At 69.6% G+C, this 21,070-nt stretch carries 20 protein-coding genes; 9 read left to right on the top strand and 11 right to left on the bottom strand.

The genetic code is table 11. From position 1 onward, the window contains the following. The first annotated feature begins 173 nt into the window (after positions 1-173). Positions 174-863: an iron-dependent transcriptional repressor DtxR gene (locus tag AC3EO7_RS26850; RefSeq protein ID WP_431970864.1), complete on the top strand. Its 690-nt coding sequence runs from the start codon at positions 174-176 to the stop codon at positions 861-863. A 3-nt stretch (positions 864-866) separates the two neighbouring features. Then, the gene (galE, locus tag AC3EO7_RS26845) at positions 867-1,847 is read left to right on the top strand and encodes a UDP-glucose 4-epimerase GalE (protein ID WP_431970863.1); all 981 of its coding nucleotides are present in this window, start codon (positions 867-869) and stop codon (positions 1,845-1,847) included. A 50-nt stretch (positions 1,848-1,897) separates the two neighbouring features. On the opposite strand, the gene AC3EO7_RS26840 is transcribed toward galE, so the two are convergent. After that, positions 1,898-3,250: a DUF4192 domain-containing protein gene (locus tag AC3EO7_RS26840; RefSeq protein WP_431970862.1), complete on the bottom strand. Its 1,353-nt coding sequence runs from the start codon at positions 3,248-3,250 to the stop codon at positions 1,898-1,900. Between the two features lie 262 nt (positions 3,251-3,512). Beyond that, the gene (locus AC3EO7_RS26835) at positions 3,513-4,220 is read right to left on the bottom strand and encodes a DUF5642 family protein (RefSeq protein WP_431970861.1); all 708 of its coding nucleotides are present in this window, start codon (positions 4,218-4,220) and stop codon (positions 3,513-3,515) included. A 297-nt stretch (positions 4,221-4,517) separates the two neighbouring features. Here AC3EO7_RS26835 and AC3EO7_RS26830 point away from each other — a divergent pair, with 297 nt between their 5' ends. The 4 genes from AC3EO7_RS26830 (at position 4,518) to speD (ending at position 10,441) form a co-directional block, all read left to right on the top strand. Beyond that, positions 4,518-5,450 carry a PAC2 family protein gene (locus AC3EO7_RS26830; protein ID WP_431970860.1) on the top strand — a complete coding sequence of 311 codons (933 nt, stop codon included), beginning with the start codon at positions 4,518-4,520 and terminating at the stop codon, positions 5,448-5,450. Positions 5,451-5,515: 65 nt separating this feature from the next. After that, complete coding sequence (locus AC3EO7_RS26825; protein WP_431970859.1) at positions 5,516-8,014, top strand: DEAD/DEAH box helicase; 2,499 nt, start codon at positions 5,516-5,518, stop codon at positions 8,012-8,014. Positions 8,015-8,111: 97 nt separating this feature from the next. Further along, the gene (locus AC3EO7_RS26820) at positions 8,112-9,224 is read left to right on the top strand and encodes a type III PLP-dependent enzyme (RefSeq protein WP_435592721.1); all 1,113 of its coding nucleotides are present in this window, start codon (positions 8,112-8,114) and stop codon (positions 9,222-9,224) included. Between the two features lie 8 nt (positions 9,225-9,232). After that, the gene (gene speD / locus AC3EO7_RS26815) at positions 9,233-10,441 is read left to right on the top strand and encodes an adenosylmethionine decarboxylase (RefSeq protein ID WP_431970857.1); all 1,209 of its coding nucleotides are present in this window, start codon (positions 9,233-9,235) and stop codon (positions 10,439-10,441) included. Between the two features lie 119 nt (positions 10,442-10,560). On the opposite strand, the gene AC3EO7_RS26810 is transcribed toward speD, so the two are convergent. The 7 genes from AC3EO7_RS26810 to AC3EO7_RS26780 all read right to left on the bottom strand — a co-directional run bounded on the left by AC3EO7_RS26810 (position 10,561) and on the right by AC3EO7_RS26780 (position 16,153). Continuing rightward, the gene (locus tag AC3EO7_RS26810) at positions 10,561-11,955 is read right to left on the bottom strand and encodes a cation:proton antiporter (protein ID WP_431970856.1); all 1,395 of its coding nucleotides are present in this window, start codon (positions 11,953-11,955) and stop codon (positions 10,561-10,563) included. A gap of 202 nt (positions 11,956-12,157) precedes the next feature. After that, positions 12,158-12,361, bottom strand: a complete 204-nt coding sequence (locus AC3EO7_RS26805; RefSeq protein WP_431970855.1) for a tautomerase family protein — start codon at positions 12,359-12,361, stop codon at positions 12,158-12,160. Then, positions 12,361-13,098 carry an SDR family NAD(P)-dependent oxidoreductase gene (locus AC3EO7_RS26800; RefSeq protein ID WP_435592720.1) on the bottom strand — a complete coding sequence of 246 codons (738 nt, stop codon included), beginning with the start codon at positions 13,096-13,098 and terminating at the stop codon, positions 12,361-12,363. Before AC3EO7_RS26800 ends, AC3EO7_RS26805 begins: the two co-directional genes overlap by 1 nt. 77 nt (positions 13,099-13,175) lie before the next feature. Beyond that, a complete protein-coding gene (locus AC3EO7_RS26795; protein WP_435592719.1) occupies positions 13,176-13,766 on the bottom strand; it encodes a TetR/AcrR family transcriptional regulator in 591 nt (196 codons plus the stop codon). Between the two features lie 23 nt (positions 13,767-13,789). Continuing rightward, positions 13,790-14,278: a gamma-glutamylcyclotransferase family protein gene (locus tag AC3EO7_RS26790; protein ID WP_431970852.1), complete on the bottom strand. Its 489-nt coding sequence runs from the start codon at positions 14,276-14,278 to the stop codon at positions 13,790-13,792. A gap of 128 nt (positions 14,279-14,406) precedes the next feature. Continuing rightward, positions 14,407-15,186 (bottom strand): MBL fold metallo-hydrolase, encoded by a 780-nt coding sequence (locus AC3EO7_RS26785; RefSeq protein ID WP_435592718.1) that lies wholly within the window; start codon positions 15,184-15,186, stop codon positions 14,407-14,409. A 58-nt stretch (positions 15,187-15,244) separates the two neighbouring features. Further along, the gene (locus AC3EO7_RS26780) at positions 15,245-16,153 is read right to left on the bottom strand and encodes a hydrogen peroxide-inducible genes activator (RefSeq protein ID WP_431970850.1); all 909 of its coding nucleotides are present in this window, start codon (positions 16,151-16,153) and stop codon (positions 15,245-15,247) included. Positions 16,154-16,263: 110 nt separating this feature from the next. Between AC3EO7_RS26780 and AC3EO7_RS26775 the strand changes: the two genes are divergently transcribed. From AC3EO7_RS26775 to AC3EO7_RS26765, 3 genes are all read left to right on the top strand, one after another. Next, positions 16,264-16,851 (top strand): peroxiredoxin, encoded by a 588-nt coding sequence (locus AC3EO7_RS26775; RefSeq protein WP_431970849.1) that lies wholly within the window; start codon positions 16,264-16,266, stop codon positions 16,849-16,851. A gap of 106 nt (positions 16,852-16,957) precedes the next feature. Further along, positions 16,958-17,497, top strand: coding sequence for an alkylhydroperoxidase, AhpD family (ahpD, locus tag AC3EO7_RS26770; RefSeq protein WP_431970848.1), 540 nt, complete (start codon positions 16,958-16,960; stop codon positions 17,495-17,497). A 165-nt stretch (positions 17,498-17,662) separates the two neighbouring features. After that, entirely contained in the window at positions 17,663-18,337 is a 675-nt protein-coding gene (locus AC3EO7_RS26765; RefSeq protein WP_431970985.1) for a PhzF family phenazine biosynthesis protein, read from the top strand. Between the two features lie 56 nt (positions 18,338-18,393). On the opposite strand, the gene AC3EO7_RS26760 is transcribed toward AC3EO7_RS26765, so the two are convergent. Further along, positions 18,394-19,110 carry a DUF5134 domain-containing protein gene (locus tag AC3EO7_RS26760; protein ID WP_435592717.1) on the bottom strand — a complete coding sequence of 239 codons (717 nt, stop codon included), beginning with the start codon at positions 19,108-19,110 and terminating at the stop codon, positions 18,394-18,396. A gap of 130 nt (positions 19,111-19,240) precedes the next feature. Continuing rightward, the gene (locus tag AC3EO7_RS26755) at positions 19,241-21,070 is read right to left on the bottom strand and encodes a vWA domain-containing protein (RefSeq protein WP_435592716.1); all 1,830 of its coding nucleotides are present in this window, start codon (positions 21,068-21,070) and stop codon (positions 19,241-19,243) included.

Genomic DNA, 21,070 nt, shown 5'->3' with positions numbered 1-21,070 from the left:
ACGCGGGAAGCTACGCGCCCCGTCGGACGTTTGTATGCAGTAGAAATAGAGCAAGTACGAACACGGCGACAGGCCGTGCGCCGACACGGTTCCGATGGTGGGACGCGAACCGACACGGCGCACGGTGCTATCGCCGTGCGTGGGTAGAATTCGTGCCGACGAAGGGGTAACAGGTGAAGGATCTGGTCGACACCACGGAGATGTACCTCCGTACCATCTACGACCTCGAGGAGGAGGGCGTGGTGCCCCTGCGCGCCCGGATCGCCGAGCGCCTCGAGCAGAGCGGCCCGACCGTGAGCCAGACGGTCGCGCGTATGGAGCGCGACGGACTGCTGCTCGTCGCGGGCGATCGCCATCTGGAGCTCACCGAGAAGGGCCGCAGCATGGCCGTCGCGGTGATGCGCAAGCACCGGCTCGCCGAGCGGCTCCTGGTCGATATCATCGGCCTGGACTGGCAGAACGTGCACGCCGAGGCGTGCCGCTGGGAACATGTCATGAGCGAGGACGTCGAGCGGCGTCTGGTCGAGGTGCTCAACCACCCCACCACCTCGCCGTACGGCAACCCCATCCCCGGTTTGGACGAGCTGGGCATCACCGCGCCCACCGCGGTCGACGAGACCCTGGTGCGGCTCTCGGACCTGCCGCACGGCCAGCTGCACGCGGTCGTCGTGCGCCGCCTCGCCGAGCACATCCAGACCGACCCGGAGGTGATCGGCCAGCTGCGCGAGGCCGGTGTGGTGCCCGACGCGCGCGTGACGGTCGAGACCAAGCCGGGATCCGTGATCATCAGCGTGCCCGGCCACGACAGCGGCTTCGAGCTGTCGGACGAAATGGCCCACGCCGTCCAGGTGAAGCTGGTCTGATCCGTGAAACTTCTGGTCACGGGTGGTGCGGGTTACGTCGGGGGCGTCTGCGCACAGGTGCTGCTGGAGGACGGCCACGAGGTGGTCGTCGTCGACGATCTGTCCACCGGTAACGCCGACGGCGTCCCCGTGGGCGCGCGCTTCGTCGAGGGCGATGTCGCCGAGCTCGCGCCCGCGCTGCTGCGCGGGGAAACCTTCGACGGCGTCCTGCATTTCGCGGCCCAATCGCTGGTCGGCGAGTCGGTGCAGCAGCCGGAGAAGTACTGGCACGGCAATGTCGTCAAGACGCTGGAGCTGCTGGAGGCCATGCGGCTGACCGGCACGCCGCGCCTGGTGTTCTCCTCGACCGCCGCGGTGTACGGCGAACCCGAGCAGGTGCCGATCACCGAGGACGCGCAGACCCGGCCGACCAACCCTTACGGCGCGTCGAAGCTCGCCATCGACCACGCGATCACCTCCTACGCGATCGCCCACGGCCTGGCCGCGACCAGCCTGCGGTACTTCAACGTCGCGGGCGCCTACGGCGGCCTCGGTGAAAACCGCATGGTGGAAACGCATCTCATCCCGCTCGTCCTGCAGGTCGCACTCGGCCATCGCAAGGCCATCTCCGTCTTCGGCACCGACTGGCCGACTCCCGACGGCACCGCGGTACGCGACTACATCCACATCCGTGATCTCGCCGAGGCCCACCTGCTGGCGCTGCGCTCGGCCGAAGCGGGCGTGCATCGTGTCTACAACCTCGGCAGCGGCGCGGGATTCTCGGTGCGCGAGGTGATCTCGGCATGCGAGCGGGTCACCGGCCTGCCCATCGCCGCCCAGGACGCGCCGCGCCGCCCCGGCGACCCGGCCACGCTGATCGCCTCCAGCGAGCGGGCGATCGCCGAACTCGGCTGGCGGCCCGAACACAACGATCTCGACGAGATCGTCGCCGACGCTTGGGAGTTCCTGCGCTCGCTGGGTTCGCGCGCGCATAGCGCACCGTAGCCGCGCGCCGCACCGTCCGCCCCGCCGCGTCGGATCATCCCGGCCCCACCTCATCGGATCATCGGTCCGAGGTCGACGCCGAGCCACGCGGCGGTGGCGTAACCGCTGCGAGCGAGCCTGCGCAGCTGTTCGGGGCGCATGCCCGCGCACAGCGCGGTCTCCAACAGGGTCGCCATCGCGTTGGACGGGTCGGCGTCCAACGCCGCCTCCAGCGCGATGCCCGCGAACGGTCCATCGCCACGCAGATAGGCGCTGTAGCCGAGCAGGGCCGCGAACTCCGCGCGATCCGACCCGGAGCAACCGCGGGCGAGGGTCAGCCAGAGCCGTTCGGCGGCGGCCGCGTGGTCACCGGCGGCCAGCGCGAACATCGCGTCGCGGACCACCCGATCACGCAGGGCGGCAACGATTTCCGCGATCTCCGGCGCGGCTAGCACGGCGCCGGATTCGATGTTGGCGACCTGCCACAGCACGTGTTCCAGCGACCGCCTGCGGTATCCGGTCAGCTCGTCGTGCCGTATCGCCCTGGCGAACCGGTCCCTGGCCACCGCGACCGCGCTGTCGAGCTGGGCGCCGACCTCGGCGCACAGCGCCGCGTCGACGGCCACACGGTCGGTGAGCTCCGCGCGGGAACGCAGGATCGGCCGCCCGTCCAGCACGTGCGCCAGCGCCACCGTGGACGCGCTCGGATCCGGCACCGTGCCGCCGCCGGACCGGTCGAGCAGGCTCCACCACGGCCGCCCTTCCTCGATCGCGGCCACCGCCCACGCGCCGCCGATCCGGATGCCGCTGGAACCGAGCCGGTCGGCCAGTGCGGCGATCAACGCCCGCCCGGCGGCGCCGGACCGCGCGGCACGCCGCGCCTTGCGCGCGGGCCGACCGGCTCGGTCGTCGACGATCACCGCCAGCACCTCGGTCGCGCGCTCCGCGGCGCAGATCTGTCCGATCAGCGCCGCGAACGACGCGGCGAGACCACGACGGCCGCCCTCCGGCGCCAGATCGAACCGCAGCACCGCCGCGATGGCCGGGCTGGCGCCGGGCTCGGCGGGACCGAGCACCGCGACGACGAGTGAGCGAGACGGATAGAAACCGACCATCGCGGGCACGGCGGCGATCAGTTCGCCGGGATCGTCGACCCGCAGCGGGCGCGCCGAGTACCCGCCGCGATACAGCGGCGAGGGCTGTCCGCACAGCACACCTGCCCCTGGATCGTCCTCCTCGCCCGTCCTGCGGTTCCGTGAGCCGACGAACGAGGGACGTTGGCACAACCGCGGCCGTAGACCTTCCGGCCGCCGGTCGGTGCGCGCTGAGTCGCTGTGCTGCCGTCCGGGCGGGCAAGCCGGTTCGCGGCTCTCGCCGCCGCGCCGGGCCCCTGCGTCGCGGGGCGGGTTCGCTGGAGTCGTCATGCCGCCATCCTGCGCGTCGTCCGGACCGCCGCCGACCGCCCGACCTGCGCGAACGATGCCCCTGTGGATAACGGCCGCGCTGTGGACGAATCGGGGCGAGGCAGACGTCCGGCGGTGCGCGATGTCGTACCCCGCGAGTACCGGGCCGATGCCCGTGCCCGCACCGGCGCGAGCACCCGTCATTTCGCCCTGGACGACACGAATCACCGTGCGGAACCGACGATTTCGCCCCGGAGGACAGTCCCGCCGCGCGGGCCGATCCTCAGGCCTCGCGCACCTTCCGCACGGATGTCGTGAACAGCTCGTCCAGCGCCGCGCTGTCCGCGACCGCCTCGCTGAACGTCATGTAGGTCACCGCGATTCGCACATCACCCACCTGCCCGATCAGCGTCCGCATGTTCTGCGTCAGGCCGGGGCCGCCGACGTCGGGGGCGACGGTGCGGCGCAGCGCCAGCGTGTCGTCGGCATCGATGGGCGGCGCCGGGGTCAGCTCGGTCGACACGGTCGTGGTCGCGCCCGCGCGGGAGACCCGTACCTCACCGCACCGCCGGACCTGGTCGCGCAGTGTGGACAGCGGCTGCCGGGTCCGGGTGAGTTCCACGGTCAGCGTCCCGCGGGAGACCTCGTCGGTGCCGACCGCGATGGCGGTGTGATCGGGGCCGAACTGCTGTTCGGTGGGCGCGCACCCGTCCGGCCGCACGGTCGCGCCGCGGGTCACGCCGTTCAGATCGCCCGCCGCCTGGGCCGCCGCCTCCGGTGGTAGCACCACCGCCGGGTAGCTCGCGGGGAACTGCGCGGGGTCGGGCAGCATCGTCGTCAGTTCCGCGCCGATGTGCCGGACGGTCGTCGGCCCGACCGCGACCGGGCTCCCGGCGACGGTCGATCCGCAGCCCGCGAGAACCAGCGCACACACGACAGGCGCGCAGGCGCTCAGCACGCGCGTACGTCCCGTCCACACCGGCACAGTCACCCGGCCCACTGTGCCAAACGCGAGTTTCCGCTTCCACGCCGCCACGCCGACGACCCCGCCCCGGCCAGTGGCACATCGGGCGAAACGCTGTGCCGGTGTAACCCGCCGCGACGAGGGAATACCGGTATCGATCCGGGCGGGAATGCCTGGGGTTCGGGCGCTGTTGGCTCGTTCTATGGGTCGGTGTCCGCACCGTGCGCGGTATGTGTCATCGCCATGGGGGACAATGGACATGGGTTCCCCGCCGTGCTGCCCAGGATCGGCGGCCGCGGTGGACCGCGCAGGAAGGAGTACGCGATGGACTACGAGTCGCGAATGTACGAGCTGGAGTTCCCCGCTCCGCAGTTGTCGTCGGCCGACGGCGCGGGTCCGGTGCTCGTACACGGACTGGAAGGCTTCACCGACGCCGGGCACGCTGTCCGCTTGGCCACGACGCACCTGCGCGAGAGCCTGGAAAGCGAACTGGTCGCCTCGTTCGACGTGGACGAATTGCTCGACTACCGCTCGCGCCGTCCGCTGATGACGTTCAAGACCGATCATTTCGCCGATTACGCCGACCCCGAGCTGAACCTGTGGGCGCTCCGCGACACCGCGGGCACCCCGTTCCTGTTGCTCTCCGGTCTGGAGCCGGATCTGCGCTGGGAGAAGTTCACCACCGCGGTGCGGCTGCTGGCCGAACAGCTCGGCGTGCGCCGCAGCATCGGCCTGAGCGCCATTCCGATGGCCATCCCGCACACCCGCCCGCTCGGCGTCACCGCGCACTCCTCGAATCGCGACCTGATCTCCGATCACCAGCGCTGGCCGGGCGAGTTGCAGGTGCCGGGCAGCGCGTCCTCGCTGCTGGAGTTCCGGATGGCCCAGCACGGCCACGAGTCGGTCGGTTTCTCGGTGCACGTGCCGCACTATCTCGCGCAGACCGCCTACCCGGAGGCCGCGCAGACGCTGCTGGAGAACGTCGCCGAGAACGCGGGCCTGGAGCTGCCGCTCGCCGCGCTCGGCGAGGCCGCCGCGCGGGTCCGCGAGCAGGTCAACGAGCACATCGCGGGCAACTCCGAGGTCGAGACGGTGGTGAACGCGCTGGAGCGCCAGTACGACAGCTTCGTCACCTCCCAGGAACGCCAGTCCAGCCTGCTGGCGGGCGACGGCGAGCTGCCCAGCGGTGACGAACTGGGTGCCGAGTTCGAGCGTTTCCTCGCCGAACAGGGCGGTTACGACGGCGACAACATCTGACGGGCGCGGCGCGGTGGCCCGATCGCGGTGACGGCCCCGACAACGCCTGCCCTAAGCTGGTCGGAGTGGATCTGACCGAACTGCTCGACATTCCAGGAACCGACGCCGACGCGCTCTACGAGTCGTTCGGCATGTGGGCCGCCGAGCAGGGCACGCCGCTGTATCCCGCGCAGGACGAGGCGCTGCTGGAGCTGGCGTCCGGATCCCACGTCATCCTGGCCACGCCCACCGGCTCCGGTAAATCCCTGGTGGCGGTCGGCGCGCATCTGTTCGCACTGACCCGGGGCCAGCGCACCTACTACACCGCCCCCATCAAGGCGCTGGTCAGCGAGAAGTTCTTCGCCCTGTGCGAGGTGTTCGGCGCCGACAAGGTCGGCATGGTCACCGGCGACGCCGCGGTGAACCCCGACGCCCCGATCATCTGCGCCACCGCCGAGATCCTGGCCAACCTGGCGCTGCGCGAGGGCGCGGACGCCGACGTCGGCCAGGTGGTCATGGACGAGTTCCACTTCTACGCCGATCCGGACCGCGGCTGGGCCTGGCAGGTGCCGCTGCTCGAGCTGCCGCGCGCGCAGTTCCTGCTGATGTCGGCGACCCTGGGCGAGGTCGACTTCTTCGCCCGCGACCTGGAGCGGCGCACCGGCCGCGGCACCGCGATCGTGGCGGGCTCCGAACGACCGGTGCCGCTGACCTTTTCGTATGTGCGCACGCCGATCACCGAGACGCTGGAGGAGCTGGTCACCACCCATCAGGCCCCGGTCTACGTGGTGCATTTCACCCAGGCCGCGGCACTGGAGCGGGCGCAGGCGCTGACCAGCGTGAACTTCGCCACCCGCGCGGAGAAGGACGCCATCGCGGCGGCGATCGGCGACTTCCGCTTCGCGGCGGGCTTCGGCAAGACGCTGTCGCGGTTGATCCGGCACGGCATCGGCGTGCACCACGCGGGCATGCTGCCGAAATACCGCAGGCTGGTGGAGCGGCTGGCGCAGGACGGGCTGCTGAAAGTGGTGTGCGGCACCGACACTCTCGGCGTCGGCATCAACGTCCCGATCCGCACCGTGCTGCTGACCGGACTGACCAAGTTCGACGGCGTGCGCACCCGCAGGCTCAAGGCCCGCGAGTTCCACCAGATCGCGGGGCGGGCCGGACGCGCGGGCTTCGACACCATGGGCACCGTCGTGGTGCAGGCCCCCGAACACGAGGTGGAGAACGCCCGGCTGCTCGCCAAGGCCGGCGACGATCCCAAGAAGCAACGCAAGGTCCAGCGCCGCAAACCGCCGGAGGGCTTCGTGTCCTGGAGCGAGGAGACCTTCGACCGATTGGTCGCCGCCCAGCCGGAGCCGATGGTGTCCCGCTTCGCCGTCACCAACGCGATGCTGCTCAACGTGATCGCGCGGCCGGGCAACTGTTTTCACGCCATGCGGCATCTGCTCGAGGACAACCACGAGCCGCGTCCGGCGCAGCGCAGACACATCCTGCGCGCGATCCGCCTCTACCGCGCGCTGCGCGACGCCGGGGTGGTCCAGCAGCTGCCCGAGCCCGACGCCACCGGCCGCTACGCCCGCCTGACCGTCGACCTGCAACGCGATTTCGCCCTGGACCAGCCGCTCTCGCCCTTCGCGTTGGCCGCGCTCGACCTGCTGGATCGCGACTCCCCCGGCTACACCCTCGATGTGGTCTCGCTCATCGAGTCCACCCTCGAGGATCCGCGCCAGCTGCTGATGGCTCAGCAGCACAAGGCGCGCGGCGAGGCCGTCGCCGAGATGAAGGCCGATGGCATCGAGTACGACGAGCGCATGGAACTGCTCGAGGAGGTGACCTGGCCCAAGCCGCTGGCCGAGCTGATCGAGCCCGCCTACGAGACCTACCGCGCCGGACATCCGTGGGTCTCGGAGTTCGCACCCTCCCCCAAGTCCGTCGTGCGCGACATGATCGAACGCTCGATGACGTTCGCCGAGCTCATCTCGCACTACGAGCTGGCCCGCTCGGAGGGCGTGGTGCTGCGCTACCTGGCCGACGCCTACCGCGCGCTGCGCCGCACCGTGCCCGACGCGGCACGCACCGAGGAACTCGACGACCTCACCGAGTGGCTGGGCGAACTTGTCCGGCAGGTGGATTCGAGCCTCCTCGACGAATGGGAGCAGCTCACCGGTCCCGGCGCGGAGAGCGACGCCGAGCAGCTGGCCTTCGGCGCGGAGACCATCCGCCCCATCTCCGCGAACGAGCGCGCCTTCCGCGTCATGGTGCGCAATGCCCTGTTCCGCCGCGTCGAGCTGGCCGCGCTGCGCCGCTGGGAGGCGCTGGCCGACCTCGGCACCGGACCGGACTGGGCAGAGGAGCTCGCCCCCTACTTCGCCGAATACGAGCGCATCGGCACCGGCCCGGACGCGCGCGGCCCCCAAATGCTCCGGATCGAGCAGCGTCCCGGGTTCTGGCACGTGCGCCAGATCCTCGACGACCCCGCGGGCGACCACGGCTGGGCCATCGAGGCGGTGGTCGATCTCGCCGAGTCCGACGCCGCGGGCGAGGTGGTGTTCGACGAGGTCACGGTGTCCGAAGGGTAGGGCCGCCGCCCCAGCTCGGATACGGGTTTCGACGGATTCGTATCTGGGTAGGGGCCGCTGATACTCTCTCCGCTGCTGCCCACGCGAAAGATCAACTATGCCCGAATCTCCGTACCTTGTCATCCACTCCGAGCGAGTTCGCGAAAATTACCGTGCGCTCGACGCCGCTGTCGCCGTCCGAGGGGACAAGGCCCGCATTCGCTTCGCGGTGAAGGCAAGCCCGGTGCCGGAGCTGATCACCCTGCTCGATGCCGAGGGCGCGGAATTCGACGTGGCGAGCATCGGCGAGATCGACCTGTGCCTCGGCCTCGGGGTGGCGCCGGACAAACTCTGCTACGGCAACCCCATCAAGAAGGCCGCCGACATCGCCCGCGCCTACGCCGCGGGGGTGCGCCGCTTCGCCTTCGACACCGAGGACGATCTGCTGCGCATCGTCGAGCACGCCCCCGGTTCGGAGGTCGAGTGCCGGTTCCTGGCCTCGGCCCCGGAGTCGCGCACCCCGTTCGGCACCAAGTTCGGCTGCGCGCCCGCCGAGGCGCTGCGGCTGCTGGTGCGCGCCCGCGATCTCGGGCTGGTCGTGGCCGGGCCCTACTTCCACGTCGGCTCTCAGCAACTGGATCCCGCGGCGTGGCGGATCGGCATCCAGCAAGCCGGTGAGATCGCGGAAGCGTTGGCCGCCAAGGACATTCACATCACCTCGGTGAACATCGGCGGTGGGCTGCCGATCTCCTACGCCGAGGCCGCCCCCGCGCTCGGCGAGATCGCCGCGGTCGTCAACGCCGCGGCCGCCGAATTCCTGCCCGAGACTGCCGGACTGGTCGTCGAGCCCGGTCGCGCGCTGGTCGGCAACGCGGGCACCATTCACGCCGAGGTCGTCGGCGTTCGAATCGCGCCGGACGGACGGCGCTGGGTGTATCTCGACATCGGCCGTTACAACGGAATGGCCGAGACGGAGAACGAGTACATCGCCTACCGGTTCGTCACCGAACGCGACGGAGACCCCGTCGACGAGGCGGTGGTCGCCGGTCCAACCTGCGACGGCGACGATGTACTGTATCAACGCACACGGGTCCTTCTGCCGACCACGTTGCGAGCCGGTGATCGCGTCACGATCCTCGACACCGGCGCCTATACCGCGAGCTATTCGTCGGTGTCCTTCAATGGTTTTCCGCCCTTGACCGTTCATGTCTCGGGCGCTGAGCGAGAGTGAGTTTGCCTATGACGGCGGAATTCACCGGCTGGCACGTGCTGGCCGAGTTCGGTGGTGTCGACGCAGATCTCTGCGACGATCTCGAACGACTCGAATCGGCGTTGCGTGAGTCTCTGATCGCGGCGGGCGTCACCATCTGCGATGTCGTTCACAAGAAGTTCGATCCGCAGGGGGTGACCGTCCTCGCGCTGTTGTCGGAGTCCCACGCCTCGATTCACACTTATCCGGAGTCCGGCGACATCTTCGTCGACGTCTTCACCTGCGGCAGCATCGGCGCGGGCGCGACGAAGGCCGTCGAGATGCTGCGGGATAAGCTGTCCCCCAAAGACGTTCGCATGAAGGTCATTCAGCGCGGGCACGGCGCGCAGAAGATCGAGGAGCCGGTCGGCGCGGGCCTGACCCGGATCTGGGATCTGCACGATGTGATCGTCGACACCCATACTCCGTTCCAGCACATGGTCATCGCGCGCACCGAACAGGGCATCAGCCTGTTCTCCGACGACGACCGCCAGTCGACCGAATTCTCCCAGCTGACCTACCACGAGGCGATGATGGTGCCCGCCTTCGTGCTGGCCGAGAAGCTGGACAAAGTGCTGATCATCGGCTCCGGCGAGGGCGTCGCGAGCCAGATGTCGGTGGCCGCGGGTGCCACCCACGTCGACCATGTCGACATCGACCAGCTCGAGGTCGAGCTGTGCGCCGAGCACCTGCCCTACGGCTACACCACCGAGGAGCTCGCCGCGGCGGTCGCGGGCGAGGGCCCGGTCACGGTGCACTACGCCGACGGCTGGGACTTCCTGGCCAACGCCCAGCAGGCGGGCACTCGCTACGACGTCATCGTGATCGATCTGCCCGACGAGCGGGTCGAGGACGCGCAGCACAACCGGCTCTACGAGTCGGAGTTCCTGTCCCGATGTCGAGCGCTGCTCGCCCCGGGCGGCGTGCTCAGCGCGCAAGCCGGTTGCGCGACGATGTGGCGCAACGAGACCCTCGAGCGGTCCTGGAAGCGTTTCCACGAGCAGTTCGGCACGGTCGTGCACTACGGCAGCGACGAGCACGAGTGGTCGTTCCTGTTCGGTCTGGTCGACTCGATCGGGGATCCGGTGCCCGGCATGGTCGACCGCTTGGCCACCCTGCCCTACCGCGCGGAGACCATCGACGGTCGCGCGCTGGTGCGCGGCGCCATCGAGCCGCACGCGCTGCGCGCGGAGCACTAGGCTCCCGAAATACGCCGAATCGCATCGGCGCCAAGGATTTTCGACTTCCTCGGCGCCGGTGCGATTCGTCTTTCCGCGCTCGGCGGTCAGCCGGGCGAGTACCGAAACGGTGCCGGCGCTCAGGTGGTGACGGGTGCGGGATCGCCGGAGCGCTCCGGCTCACCGCCCGGCTCCTTGCCCGCCGTCTCCGGTTTCGGCTGCTCACCGTCCGGTCCGAAGACCAGACCCGCCTTCCACGCGCCGCGCTCGAAGATCCGCTGCACCGGCGTCGCCACGAACGTGGTGATGATCGTCATCAGCGCCAGGATCGTGTAGAGCTCGCCGCTGATCAGCCCCGCGCTCAGGCCGATATTCAACAGAATCAGCTCCATCAGCCCGCGGGCATTGGCCAGCGCGCCCATCGAGGCGGCCTCGCGCCTGCTCATGCCCTGCCAGCGCGCCGCGAGCCCGACCGCGCCGAACTTGCCCGCGAACGAGACGATCAGCACGATGGCCGCGACGAGCAGGACCTCCGGCTCGAAGATCAGGCTGAGCTGGGTGTTGAGGCCGGAGTAGATGAAGAACGCGGGCAGCAGCAGGTAGGCCACCAGCGGCTCGAAACGCTCCCGGATGGCGTCGAGCAGCTTGCCGCGCGGCATCACAGCGCCCGCGACGAACGCGCCGAATACCGAGTAGATCCCGCACCAGTCGGTGAACCAGCTGGCCAGCAGCACCACCAGCAGCACGATCGACAGTTGCGCGATCGGCAGCCCGCCCGCGCGCTCGGTGTCGCCGCGCTTGGGCTGCCAGGTCTCGAGCTTGGCCAGGAAGCGCCGCGCGACGAACACCATGAACAGCAGGTAGGCCAGTCCGCCGCCGATAGCGAGCAGCGCGCCGTTCATGCTGTCCTTGGTGGTGGCGACGACGGTGGCCAGCAGGACCCACGCGCACGCGTCGTCGACGGCGGCGCAGGCCAGCGACATGGTGCCGAGGCGCGTGTTCAGCAGACCCGAGTCGTAGATGATCCATGCCAGCATCGGGAACGCGGTGATGGCGACGGCCGCCGCCACGAAAAGCCCGCCCTGCCAAGGCTCCACCTTGTCGGTGAAATATCCGCCCGCGCCGACCATCCACCAGCCGAGCGCGCCGCCGAGCGCCAGCGGCACGGCCACGCCCGCGGTCGAGGTGGCGCCCGCCTTGCGCAGATGCGAGGACAGAATGTCCAGCTTGAACGAAGCGCCGACCAGGAACATGTAGAGCACCAGGCCGAGCTGGCCGACGACGTAGATCGCGGTCAGGTTCGGGTGCGTGATGCTCGCGCCTCCCACCGCGAGCTTGGCCGGGAACAGCCATTCCTGCGCCGAGGGCCAGATCAGGCCCAGAATCGACGGTCCGAGAACGAATCCGGCGACCATGATGGCCACCACCTGTACCTGACCCAACCGACGGAACACCGGCCAGAGCAGGCGGTAGGTCGCCAGGATGACCGCGACCTGAAGAAAGAAATGGGTGGTGATTTGCAAAAGCGATGGCATCGCAGCTCCCCTCCGTCGAGCTGGATTGTGCACTGACACTGAGAGATCGCGGAGCCCCTCCCGAACGCAACTCAGTGTCCTATTCTGTGCCTGATCCGCTCACCGTGCCGCCGCTTTCCTCCGGCACACCGGGATACGCCGACGCCCGGCGCGCGTGTGGCCGGAACCGCGGTCCGACCACACGCGCGCCGGGCGCCCGCGCTCAGGAATTCCGTGCGCGCCAGTCCGCCACGTTCATCCCGCCGACGCCCCAATCGGTCAGCGCCACTTCGTCGATCACCACGAACGTGCTCGCCGGATCCTTGCCGAGCACATCCCGCAGCAGGTCGGTGACGCCCTTGATGAGCTGAGTCTTCTGCTCGACGGTGACGCCTTCGTCGGTGACCTTGATGTTGACGTACGGCATTACGCTGCCCTCCCGGAGATGAACCCGCCGTCGACGGGGAAGATGTGACCTGTGGTGAATTCGGCGTCCGCCAGATAGAGGACGGCCGCGGTGGTTTCGGTGACCTCGCCGATACGGTTGAGCAAAGCCAAACGGCCCGAGGCTTTTTCGTCGCCGTCGCCGTGCAACGGGGTGCGAATGATGCCCGGCGCGACGAGGTTCACCCGAATGCCCTCGGCGGCGAGTTCGGCCGCCAGGCTCGTGGTGAGCGCGTGCACGCCGCCCTTGCTGACCAGCGCGGCGGACGCGGGCAACCCGGCGAGCGCGTGGTTGATCAGCACGGTGCCGATGTTCACGATGCTCCCGCCGCCGCCTTGCTCTCGCATCCTGCGTACCACCGCCTGGGTGGTGAAGTAGGTGCCCTTGAGGTTGCCGTTCAGGTAGCTGTCCAGCTCCGCTTCGGTGACGTCGACGAACGGCTTGGCGCCGAAGATCCCGGCGTTGTTCACCAGTACGTCCACCCGGCCGAACCGCTCGACCGCGGCCCGCACCAGCGCGGAACCCGTTGCGGCGGAGCCGATGTCGCCGACCACCTTGCCGACCCTTTCGGGGGCGTCGAGCTCGGCGGCGACGGCGGCGAGCTTGTCCGGATCGCGCCCGTTGATCACCACGTTGTCGCCGCGGGCGACCAGCGCCCTGGCGACATCGCGACCGATCCCGCTGGAGGATCCGGTCACGATGACCGTTTTCGCTGACATGTTGTTTCCCTTCTCTTTGATACGACCGGTCGTCTTGGAATGGGTACGAAGCGGCCCGCCGAAGCGGGCAGCGGAGTTCAGGGGCGGAAATAGTCGTCCAGGAGGCGCCGCAGACACTTGTGCAGCGGTTCCAGCGAGCGATCGACCTTCATCCGGATGACCGACCCCTCCCACGACTCGACCAGCAGGTCGGCGAGTTCCTCGGCCTCGATGTCGCCGCGCACCAGGCCGAGTTCCTGCGCCTCGTGCAGCGCCTCGGCCACACCGTCGCGCCACGTGCGGAACGCGCCGGACAGCGATTCGCGCAGCGTCTCGCTGCCCTCCAGCTCGCCGCCCAGGTTGGCGATCAAACACCCACCGGTGTAATCGGATTCGACGAACTCGCCCATCTGCTTGGCGAAGAACGCCCGCAGTCCGGTCACCGGATCCGGTGCGGGCCCGAGCGCTTCGGCGAGATTCCGCTGGATGCAGCGGGAGTGGTAGTCGATGACCGCCTGCCCGAAGCTCTCCTTGCTGTCGAAGTAGTTGTAGAACGAGCCTTTCGGCACGCCGACCGCGTCGAGCACCTGCTTGATGCCGGTGCCGTGATAGCCGTTGGCCAGGAATCCCGCGGCGCCCTCCTCCACCAGGAGCTGACGGGTGTCGTCACTGCGTCGCGGTCGTGCCATGCGAGAAATATACGACCGGTCGTCTAGGAATCGCAACCCGTCGGGTCGAGCGACCGTCGCCAGCCCGCGCACCGCAGGGTGAACGCGCTCAAGTGCTCGGCGGCGAACGCCTCGGCCCGCCACTCCACCGAGGTCGCCTCGGCGGTCCACACGTACGTCCACACCGCGCATGACGCGACAAACGCGCAGCCCTCGGAACTCTCCGGGTGGGGGCGCAGCAGGTCGTCGACCCGTTCTGCACCGAAATCCACTGGGCGCAAGTCGTATTCGTCGTCCTCGAAGGCGTCCAGCACCGCCCACTCCCCCGCGCTCAAGCCGAAGAGCAGCACGCCGCGCACCGTCGCTCGCCCATCCGGTACCAAGCCCGGATACACCCGGCCGGGCAGCGCGGCCGCGCGCCATCCGGTCAACTCGGCGGGTGACAGGTCAGGGCACCGGCCGAGCAGCTCGCGCAAGACCTCGGGAAATTGCAAGGTGCCGTAGACGAAGAGCGCGTGCTCGGACACGGACACCCGCGCTAAGCGTCCAGCGGGATGACCACCGACACCGTCCACCACAGCTCCTCTCCGCCGTCCCCACCAACTGTGCCGCATCGTCGGCGGCGGCGCGGACCCGGCTCCGCGGCAGGGACGGACCGGTGTCAGCCCCGCCCAGCGAGCCGGGCGAAGGCGTCAGCATCGTGCGACGAGAAGACGGTGATCTCGCCGCCGTGCACCCGATTGAGTTCGAGGAGCCGTTCGCGGTTCTCCCGGAAGTCGCTCGACCCCAGCGAACGCAGCTCCAGGAGCTGCCAGATCAACGGGGTCCGCGGGTGCACCGGATCGACCTCGCTGCCGACGTAGAAGGCGTCGCCCGCGTGCAGCAACCAGCCGTCGCCGGTGTCGACCGCCACGCCCACGTGCCCCTCGGTGTGGCCGTACAGGGGGACGACGAGAATCTCCGGCGGCAGGCCGGGCAGATCGCGGACCGCGCGGAAGCCGAACCACTCTGCGCCGCCGTCGATCTCGTTGGTCAGCCACTTCGGCCGGTGCGCCCACTGAGCGGGCTGGTAGCGCAACTTGTCGAACAAGCCCTTCGCGGAGGTCGCCGCGCGCAGTTCCGGGCCGTGCACATGCACCGTCGCGTCCGGGAAGTCGGCCAGCCCGCCCGCGTGGTCCAGATCCAGGTGGGTGAGCACGATATCGCGGACGTCGGCCGGGTCGTAGCCGAGCGCCTGGATCTGCCGGACGGCCGTCTCCCGTTCGAGCAGCTTGGCGCCCAACGAGAATCGCGCGGGCCCCATCATCCGCCCGGGATCCCGCACGCACTCCAGGCCATAGCCGGTGTCGACCAGGACCAGCCCGGTGTCCGTCTCGATCAACAGGCAGTGGTCGACCATGCCCAACGTCATCGACCCGCAGTTCAGGTGGTGAATCCGCACCCGCCGAGCGTCTCAGCCACCACGCCTGGCGGTCAATGCCCGCACCGCTGGGAATCCCTCACATCGGCCGCTGCGCGCGGATGATGGCGGCGAGGTATTCGTAGTCTTCGCTGCGGGCGCTGGAGGCGCGGAAGGCGAGGCCGATGGTGCGGCCGGGGGCCGGGTCGGCGAAGCGGGCGGTTTCCAGTGTGCCCCTTGCGGTTTCGGCGGCGACGGCCATTTCGGGGATGAGCGTGACGCCGAGTCCGCCCGCCACGCACTGCACCACGGTGGCGAGCGAGGCGGCGCGGGTGTCGCCGACGGCGCCGGGATGGACGTCGACCGAGCGGCACAGGTCGAGGGTCTGGTCGCGCAGGCAGTGCCCCTCGTCGAGCAGCAGCAGGGGCAGCGAGCCGAGTACCGCAGGCGCGATGTCCTTGCGGCCCGCGAGTTCGTGCCCGCGCGGGGTCACCAGCACGAATTCCTCGGTGTAGAGCGGAATCTCCACCAGACCCGAATTCTCGGTGGGCAACGCGAGCAGCGCGACATCGAGCACGCCGGTGCGCAGCCCCTCCAGCAGGCGCGCGGTCTGATCCTCGACCACCTGCGGCACCAGCGCGGGCAGTCGCTTGAACAGCTCGGGCAGCAATCGGGGCAGTACGTACGGCGCGACGGTCGGGATGATCCCCATCCGCAGCGTGCCGCCGAGCCCGTCGCCGGTGGCCGAGGCCAGGAAGCGATCCGCCGCCTCGAGCGTCGCCATCGCCTTCGGCAGCAGGCGCATTCCGGCCGCGGTGACCAGGACCCGACGCGTGCTGCGCTCGATCAGCTGCAGCCCCAGTCCGTTTTCGAGCGCGGCCAATGCTTGCGATAACGTGGGCTGGCTCACATTGAGCCGGGCGGCCGCGGTACCGAAGTGCCGGTACTCCGCGATCGCAACGAACGCACGCAGCTGCGAGAGTGTCGGCTGATAAGTCTGATCAGTCACGCCTATCAGTTTAGTGCGACTGATCACCTTTACCTTTTCACCGGCCTTTAGGCAAGATCACAGCAGAACTTCCGCACGCCCAAACCCCACAAAGGACGAGGAGACAAAGCATGGCCCTGCTGACCATCGGCGACCAGTTCCCGGCATACAACCTCACCGCGGTCATCGGCGGTGACCTGTCGAAGGTCGACGCTCAGCAGCCTGACGACTACTTCACCCAGGTCACCAGCGACGACCACGCGGGCAAGTGGCGGATCGTCTTCTTCTGGCCGAAGGACTTCACCTTCGTCTGCCCGACCGAGATCGCCGCGTTCGGCAAGCTGAACGACGAGTTCGCCGACCGCGACGCCCAGGTGCTCGGCGCCTCGGTGGACAACGAGTTCGTCCACTTCCAGTGGCGCGCGCAGCACGAGGACCTCAAGACCCTCCCGTTCCCGATCCTGTCCGACCTCAAGCGTGAGCTGGCCGCCGCCACCGGCGTGCTCAATGCCGACGGCGTCGCCGACCGCGCGACCTTCATCGTCGACCCGAACAACGAGATTCAGTTCGTCTCGGTCACCGCGGGTTCCGTCGGCCGCAACGTCGACGAGGTGCTGCGCGTGCTCGACGCGCTGCAGTCCGACGAGCTGTGCGCCTGCAACTGGAAGAAGGGCGATCCGACCATCAACGCCGGCGAGCTCCTCGCCGCCAGCGTCTGATTCGGAACACCCGTCCCCCAACTGATCCCGATCCCCGCGCCTGCGGGGAGCGTCATCGAGAACGTCCCCCGCGCGCGGGGCCCGATCCACACAGAGGAAGCGTCGAATGAGCATTGAGAACCTGAAGAACTCCCTCCCCGAGTACGCCAAGGACCTCAAGCTCAACTTGTCATCGATCTCGCGCACCACCGTGCTGAACGAACAGCAGCTGTGGGGCACCCTGCTCGCGTCGGCGGCCGCGACCCGGTCGGCGACCACCCTGCGCGAGATCGCCGAGGAGGCCGCCGACGTCCTGTCGGCGGAGGCGTACAACGCCGCGCTCGGCGCCGCCTCGATCATGGGCATGAACAACGTGTTCTATCGGGGCAAGGCGTTCCTCGGCGGCCGCTACGACGACCTGCGGGCCGGTCTGCGCATGCAGATCATCGGCAACCCCGGCGTCGACAAGGCCGATTTCGAGCTGTGGTCCTTCGCGGTCTCCTCGATCAACGGGTGCGCCCACTGCCTGGAGGCGCACGAGCACACCCTGCGTGAGGCCGGTGTCTCTCGCGAGGTGATCTTCGAGTCGCTGCGCGCCGCCGCTATCGTGGCGGGCGTCGGTCAGGCCGTGCAGTCCACCGAGACGCTCGCCGCCGCGTCGGTCTGACGCGGCGACAACCCGGCGGTCCCGTCCACATCGGACGGGACCGCCGTCGTTTCGCCACCTCGGCGGACGCTCCGAAGAGTGACCAAGGCTACATTTGCTAGCAAGTAGCCAGCGGTGAGAGCCGGTAGGCTCGCGTGCATGGGCACACAGGATGAACCGGAAGCCATGGGCACACGGGTCGAGGTGGTGCGCGTATTCACGGATGCGACCGGACGCCTCGGCAATCAACTGGGCATCGCCCGTGCGAAAGACGTCGGCGACGTCGACGCGCAGGCCCTCGCGGCACGGGCCGGGTACAGCGAGACGGTGGTCGTCGAGGATCCGGTCGACGAGATAGCCCGCGTGCGGATCTATACCCCGGTCGTCGAACTCCCGTTCGCCGGACATCCGTCGGTCGGCACCGCGTGGTGGTTCGCCGAACAGGGCATCCCGGTGCGAGTGCTCGACCTGCCCGCCGGTCCGGTGGCTGTCGAGCTGGCCGAGGGCATGACGTGGATCAAGGCCCGCGGCGAATGGACGCCGGACTTCACCTTCCATCAGCTCGACAGCGTCGACGAACTGGAGACGGTGCGGCCCGACGAGTTCCCCGGTGGACCGCACTACCTGTGGTGCTGGACCGAGGAGCACCGTGCGACGGTGCGGTCGCGAATGTTCGCCCCCACCATGGGTATCGCCGAGGACGAAGCCACCGGCGCGGCGGCCGTCGCGCTCACCGCACTGCTGCGCCGCAGCCTGATCATCACCCAGGGTCAGGGCTCGCAGTTGTTCACCGAGTGGGACTCCGACGGCTGGGTGCGCCTGGGCGGACGGGTCGTCGCCGACACCGTCGTCGAGCTCTGATCGCGACCCGGCCGGGCGCCGTCGCTCCGAGCGGCGCGTTCCCCGCTAACGGCGTCTCACCGGAGCGCGGCGTTTCCGCCCAGCACGGCGGCGACCAGCATGTACGCCGTGCCGAGATCCATCACCACATGCGGCGCCACGGCCGCCGAGCCGCCACCGACCGGGTGCGCGAGCCGGTGCCATCCGCCGCCGCGCAGGCACAGCACCGCGGCCGCGTCCGCCAGGAAGAGCGCGGCGAGCGCGAGGGCCGCGAGCGGCGCGGGACCCGTGTGACCGCCGCCCGAATGGCCGGACATCGCGTAGAGCATGGCCGCCGCGGCGATCGCGTGATACCCGATCGCGAAGACCTGTCCCGCCGCCACCGCGCCACGAGCCGCGCGCCATTCCACGATCCGGCTCACCAGCAGCGCACCGAACACGACCATCATGGCGATCAGCACGCCGCGCACTGCGTGCGGGTTCGCACCGGCCGGAAAGATCAGCATCGCGAGCATGATCAGGCACATGACCAGATGAGCGGCATCCGATTCCTGAGGGTTCGCGCGAATCGTCGGTGAAAGTGACAGGGCCGAAAGCTGATTCGCGGACGATGGCGCGGCGGCGAGCCCGAGCGGCGCGGCGTCCGGCCCCGTCGCGCCTGAACAGTGATCGACCGCTCGGTCTCGGCCGAGAACCGATCCGGCCAACCGCAGCACCACGACCGCGGACGCCGCCAAGAACGCCGCCACCACCGCCCACCGCAATGCGGCGTATTCCTGCACGAACTCGGCCACACCCCACCACCTTTCGCCGCGGCGATCGTGAGACAGCCCTTCCATGCTCGCATCTCACACGGTGTTAGTGCGCCCTTTCTCACGACTCCGAGTTCGGGCGAACCAGCGCGGAAGCTCCCACCCGCGTCGCTCACCGCAGACGAAAGACCGGCCCGTTCGGACGAAACGGCAACGACGCGCCCGCCGGGATCAGATAGGCGTGCTCACGACGCACCCGCAGCACATCGCAGGCACCGTCGGTGATGATCAGGATCGGCCCGTCGGCGGGAAAGTCGTCGGCGCGTTCGAGCAGCCGCACGCCCGGCTGCAATACGGTGCCGCCGCGGCCGCGCACCCGCGCCCCGCACGCGATCTCCTCGACCGGCAGGTATCCGGCGTCGTAGGCCGCGGCGTCGCAGTAGACCACTCTGGCGCGCGGCACGTCCCTGGCCAGTGCGTAGGAAGCGATGGCGCCCAAACCTTTTCCGAGCAGCGTCGTATCCATCGATCCCGACGTGTCGAGGACGACGCCGAAGGTCGGCAGACGCGCGGTCTCCTCGGGCCGCACCCAGGCGGGGCGCGGGATATCGGGCGTCGCCGCCTGCCTGCGGGAGGCGCGCGCGTAGCTGCGGCGCTTGTCGGCGGCGGGGACGTGCTCGTCGAACCAGCGCGCCAGCTGCGCGTCCCAGGGCAGCGGCGGCTGGTCCATGGCGCGGATGGCCTCTTCCAGCGCGGCGGGGACGTAGCCGCGCCCGCTGTTCAGGTGATAGGCGAGGCCGGTGCTCAGGGCGTTGCGGTAGTACTCGTCCAGATCGACAGAGCGCCCGGCGCCGCCGGGATGCGGCAGCGGTTCGCCGAGCACGTCGCCGCGACCGCGCCCGCGCAACGTCGCCAGCTTGCGCAGCCGCCGCAGATCCACCGCGATGCGGTCGTACACCTCCTCGGCCGAACAGCCTTGCAGCGCGGGGTCGTAGAGCAGTCCCTCGGGCATGACACCGACCCCGAGCTCTGCCAGCCATCCGTTCACCACGTAGTCGCAGGCGATGTTGAACAGGTACGGGTCGCGCCACCCCGCGCGTTCGCCGTGTCGCAGTGCGGCGTGCAGCATTTCGTGCGCGAGCACGAAACGCCACTCCTCCTGGGTCAATCCGGCGAGTGGGTTGACGTAGATCTCCGCAGCCTCGGCGTTGACGGCGGCGATGGCGATGTCCCAGCCGCGCGCCAGATCCGCGTCGGCGACCAGCGTCATCCCGGCCGCCAGCGCGCCGAGCAGCGGATAGGAAGACACGAACCAGCTCAGCGCCGCGTCCCAGGCCCGCAGCGGCCGACGACCCTCCGGCGTCGCCTCCCCGCCCGCGACGGTCAGCGCGTCGCGGGCGGCGGCGGCGATGCCCGCCGCGAAGCGCCCCTGATGGTCGGCGTGCTCGGCCGCGACCGCGCCGCTGATCAGGAAGTCCGGCGGGTCGTCGCGCCGGTACTCGACGGGGACGGCGCTGTCGCGCCAGCGCGCCGCTGCCGCACGCTCGTCGGACAGGCTCGGCGCGCTGGGGAATTCGATCGGCCGACGCCCGATCTTCATGGTGGCCAGGTACTGGTCGACCACCGCGCAGCAGGCGGCGCGGTACGCGGGGTGCGGTTCGGCCTGGTCGATGGCCCGGCTCTCGGCCAGATCGATCTCGGTGAGGATGTCGCGAGGGTCGACGCCGCGCGGATCCAGATGCCCGAACCCGGCGTGCAGCAGGCAGTGCGCGAAAACCCAAGCCCACTCCTCGGATTCGGCGCGACGCTTCGGGTGGTAGGCGAGGCCGGAACCGATGATGCGCACCCACACCTCCGGCGGGGTCACCCGCGGATCGAGCTCGTAGAGCCGTACCGGCAGGTGGCCGAAGGCCCGGTGGGCATTGACCATGCCCCAGCCGTCCAGCACCGCCTGGCGCCAGGGGTCGACGGTCGCGCGGCGCTTCCCGCGCGCGGCGCTCAC

The organism is Nocardia sp. bgisy118 (assembly GCF_057708605.1).
Note: the sequence above shows the minus strand (reverse complement) of the source record. Positions and strands in the feature narration are given on the sequence as shown.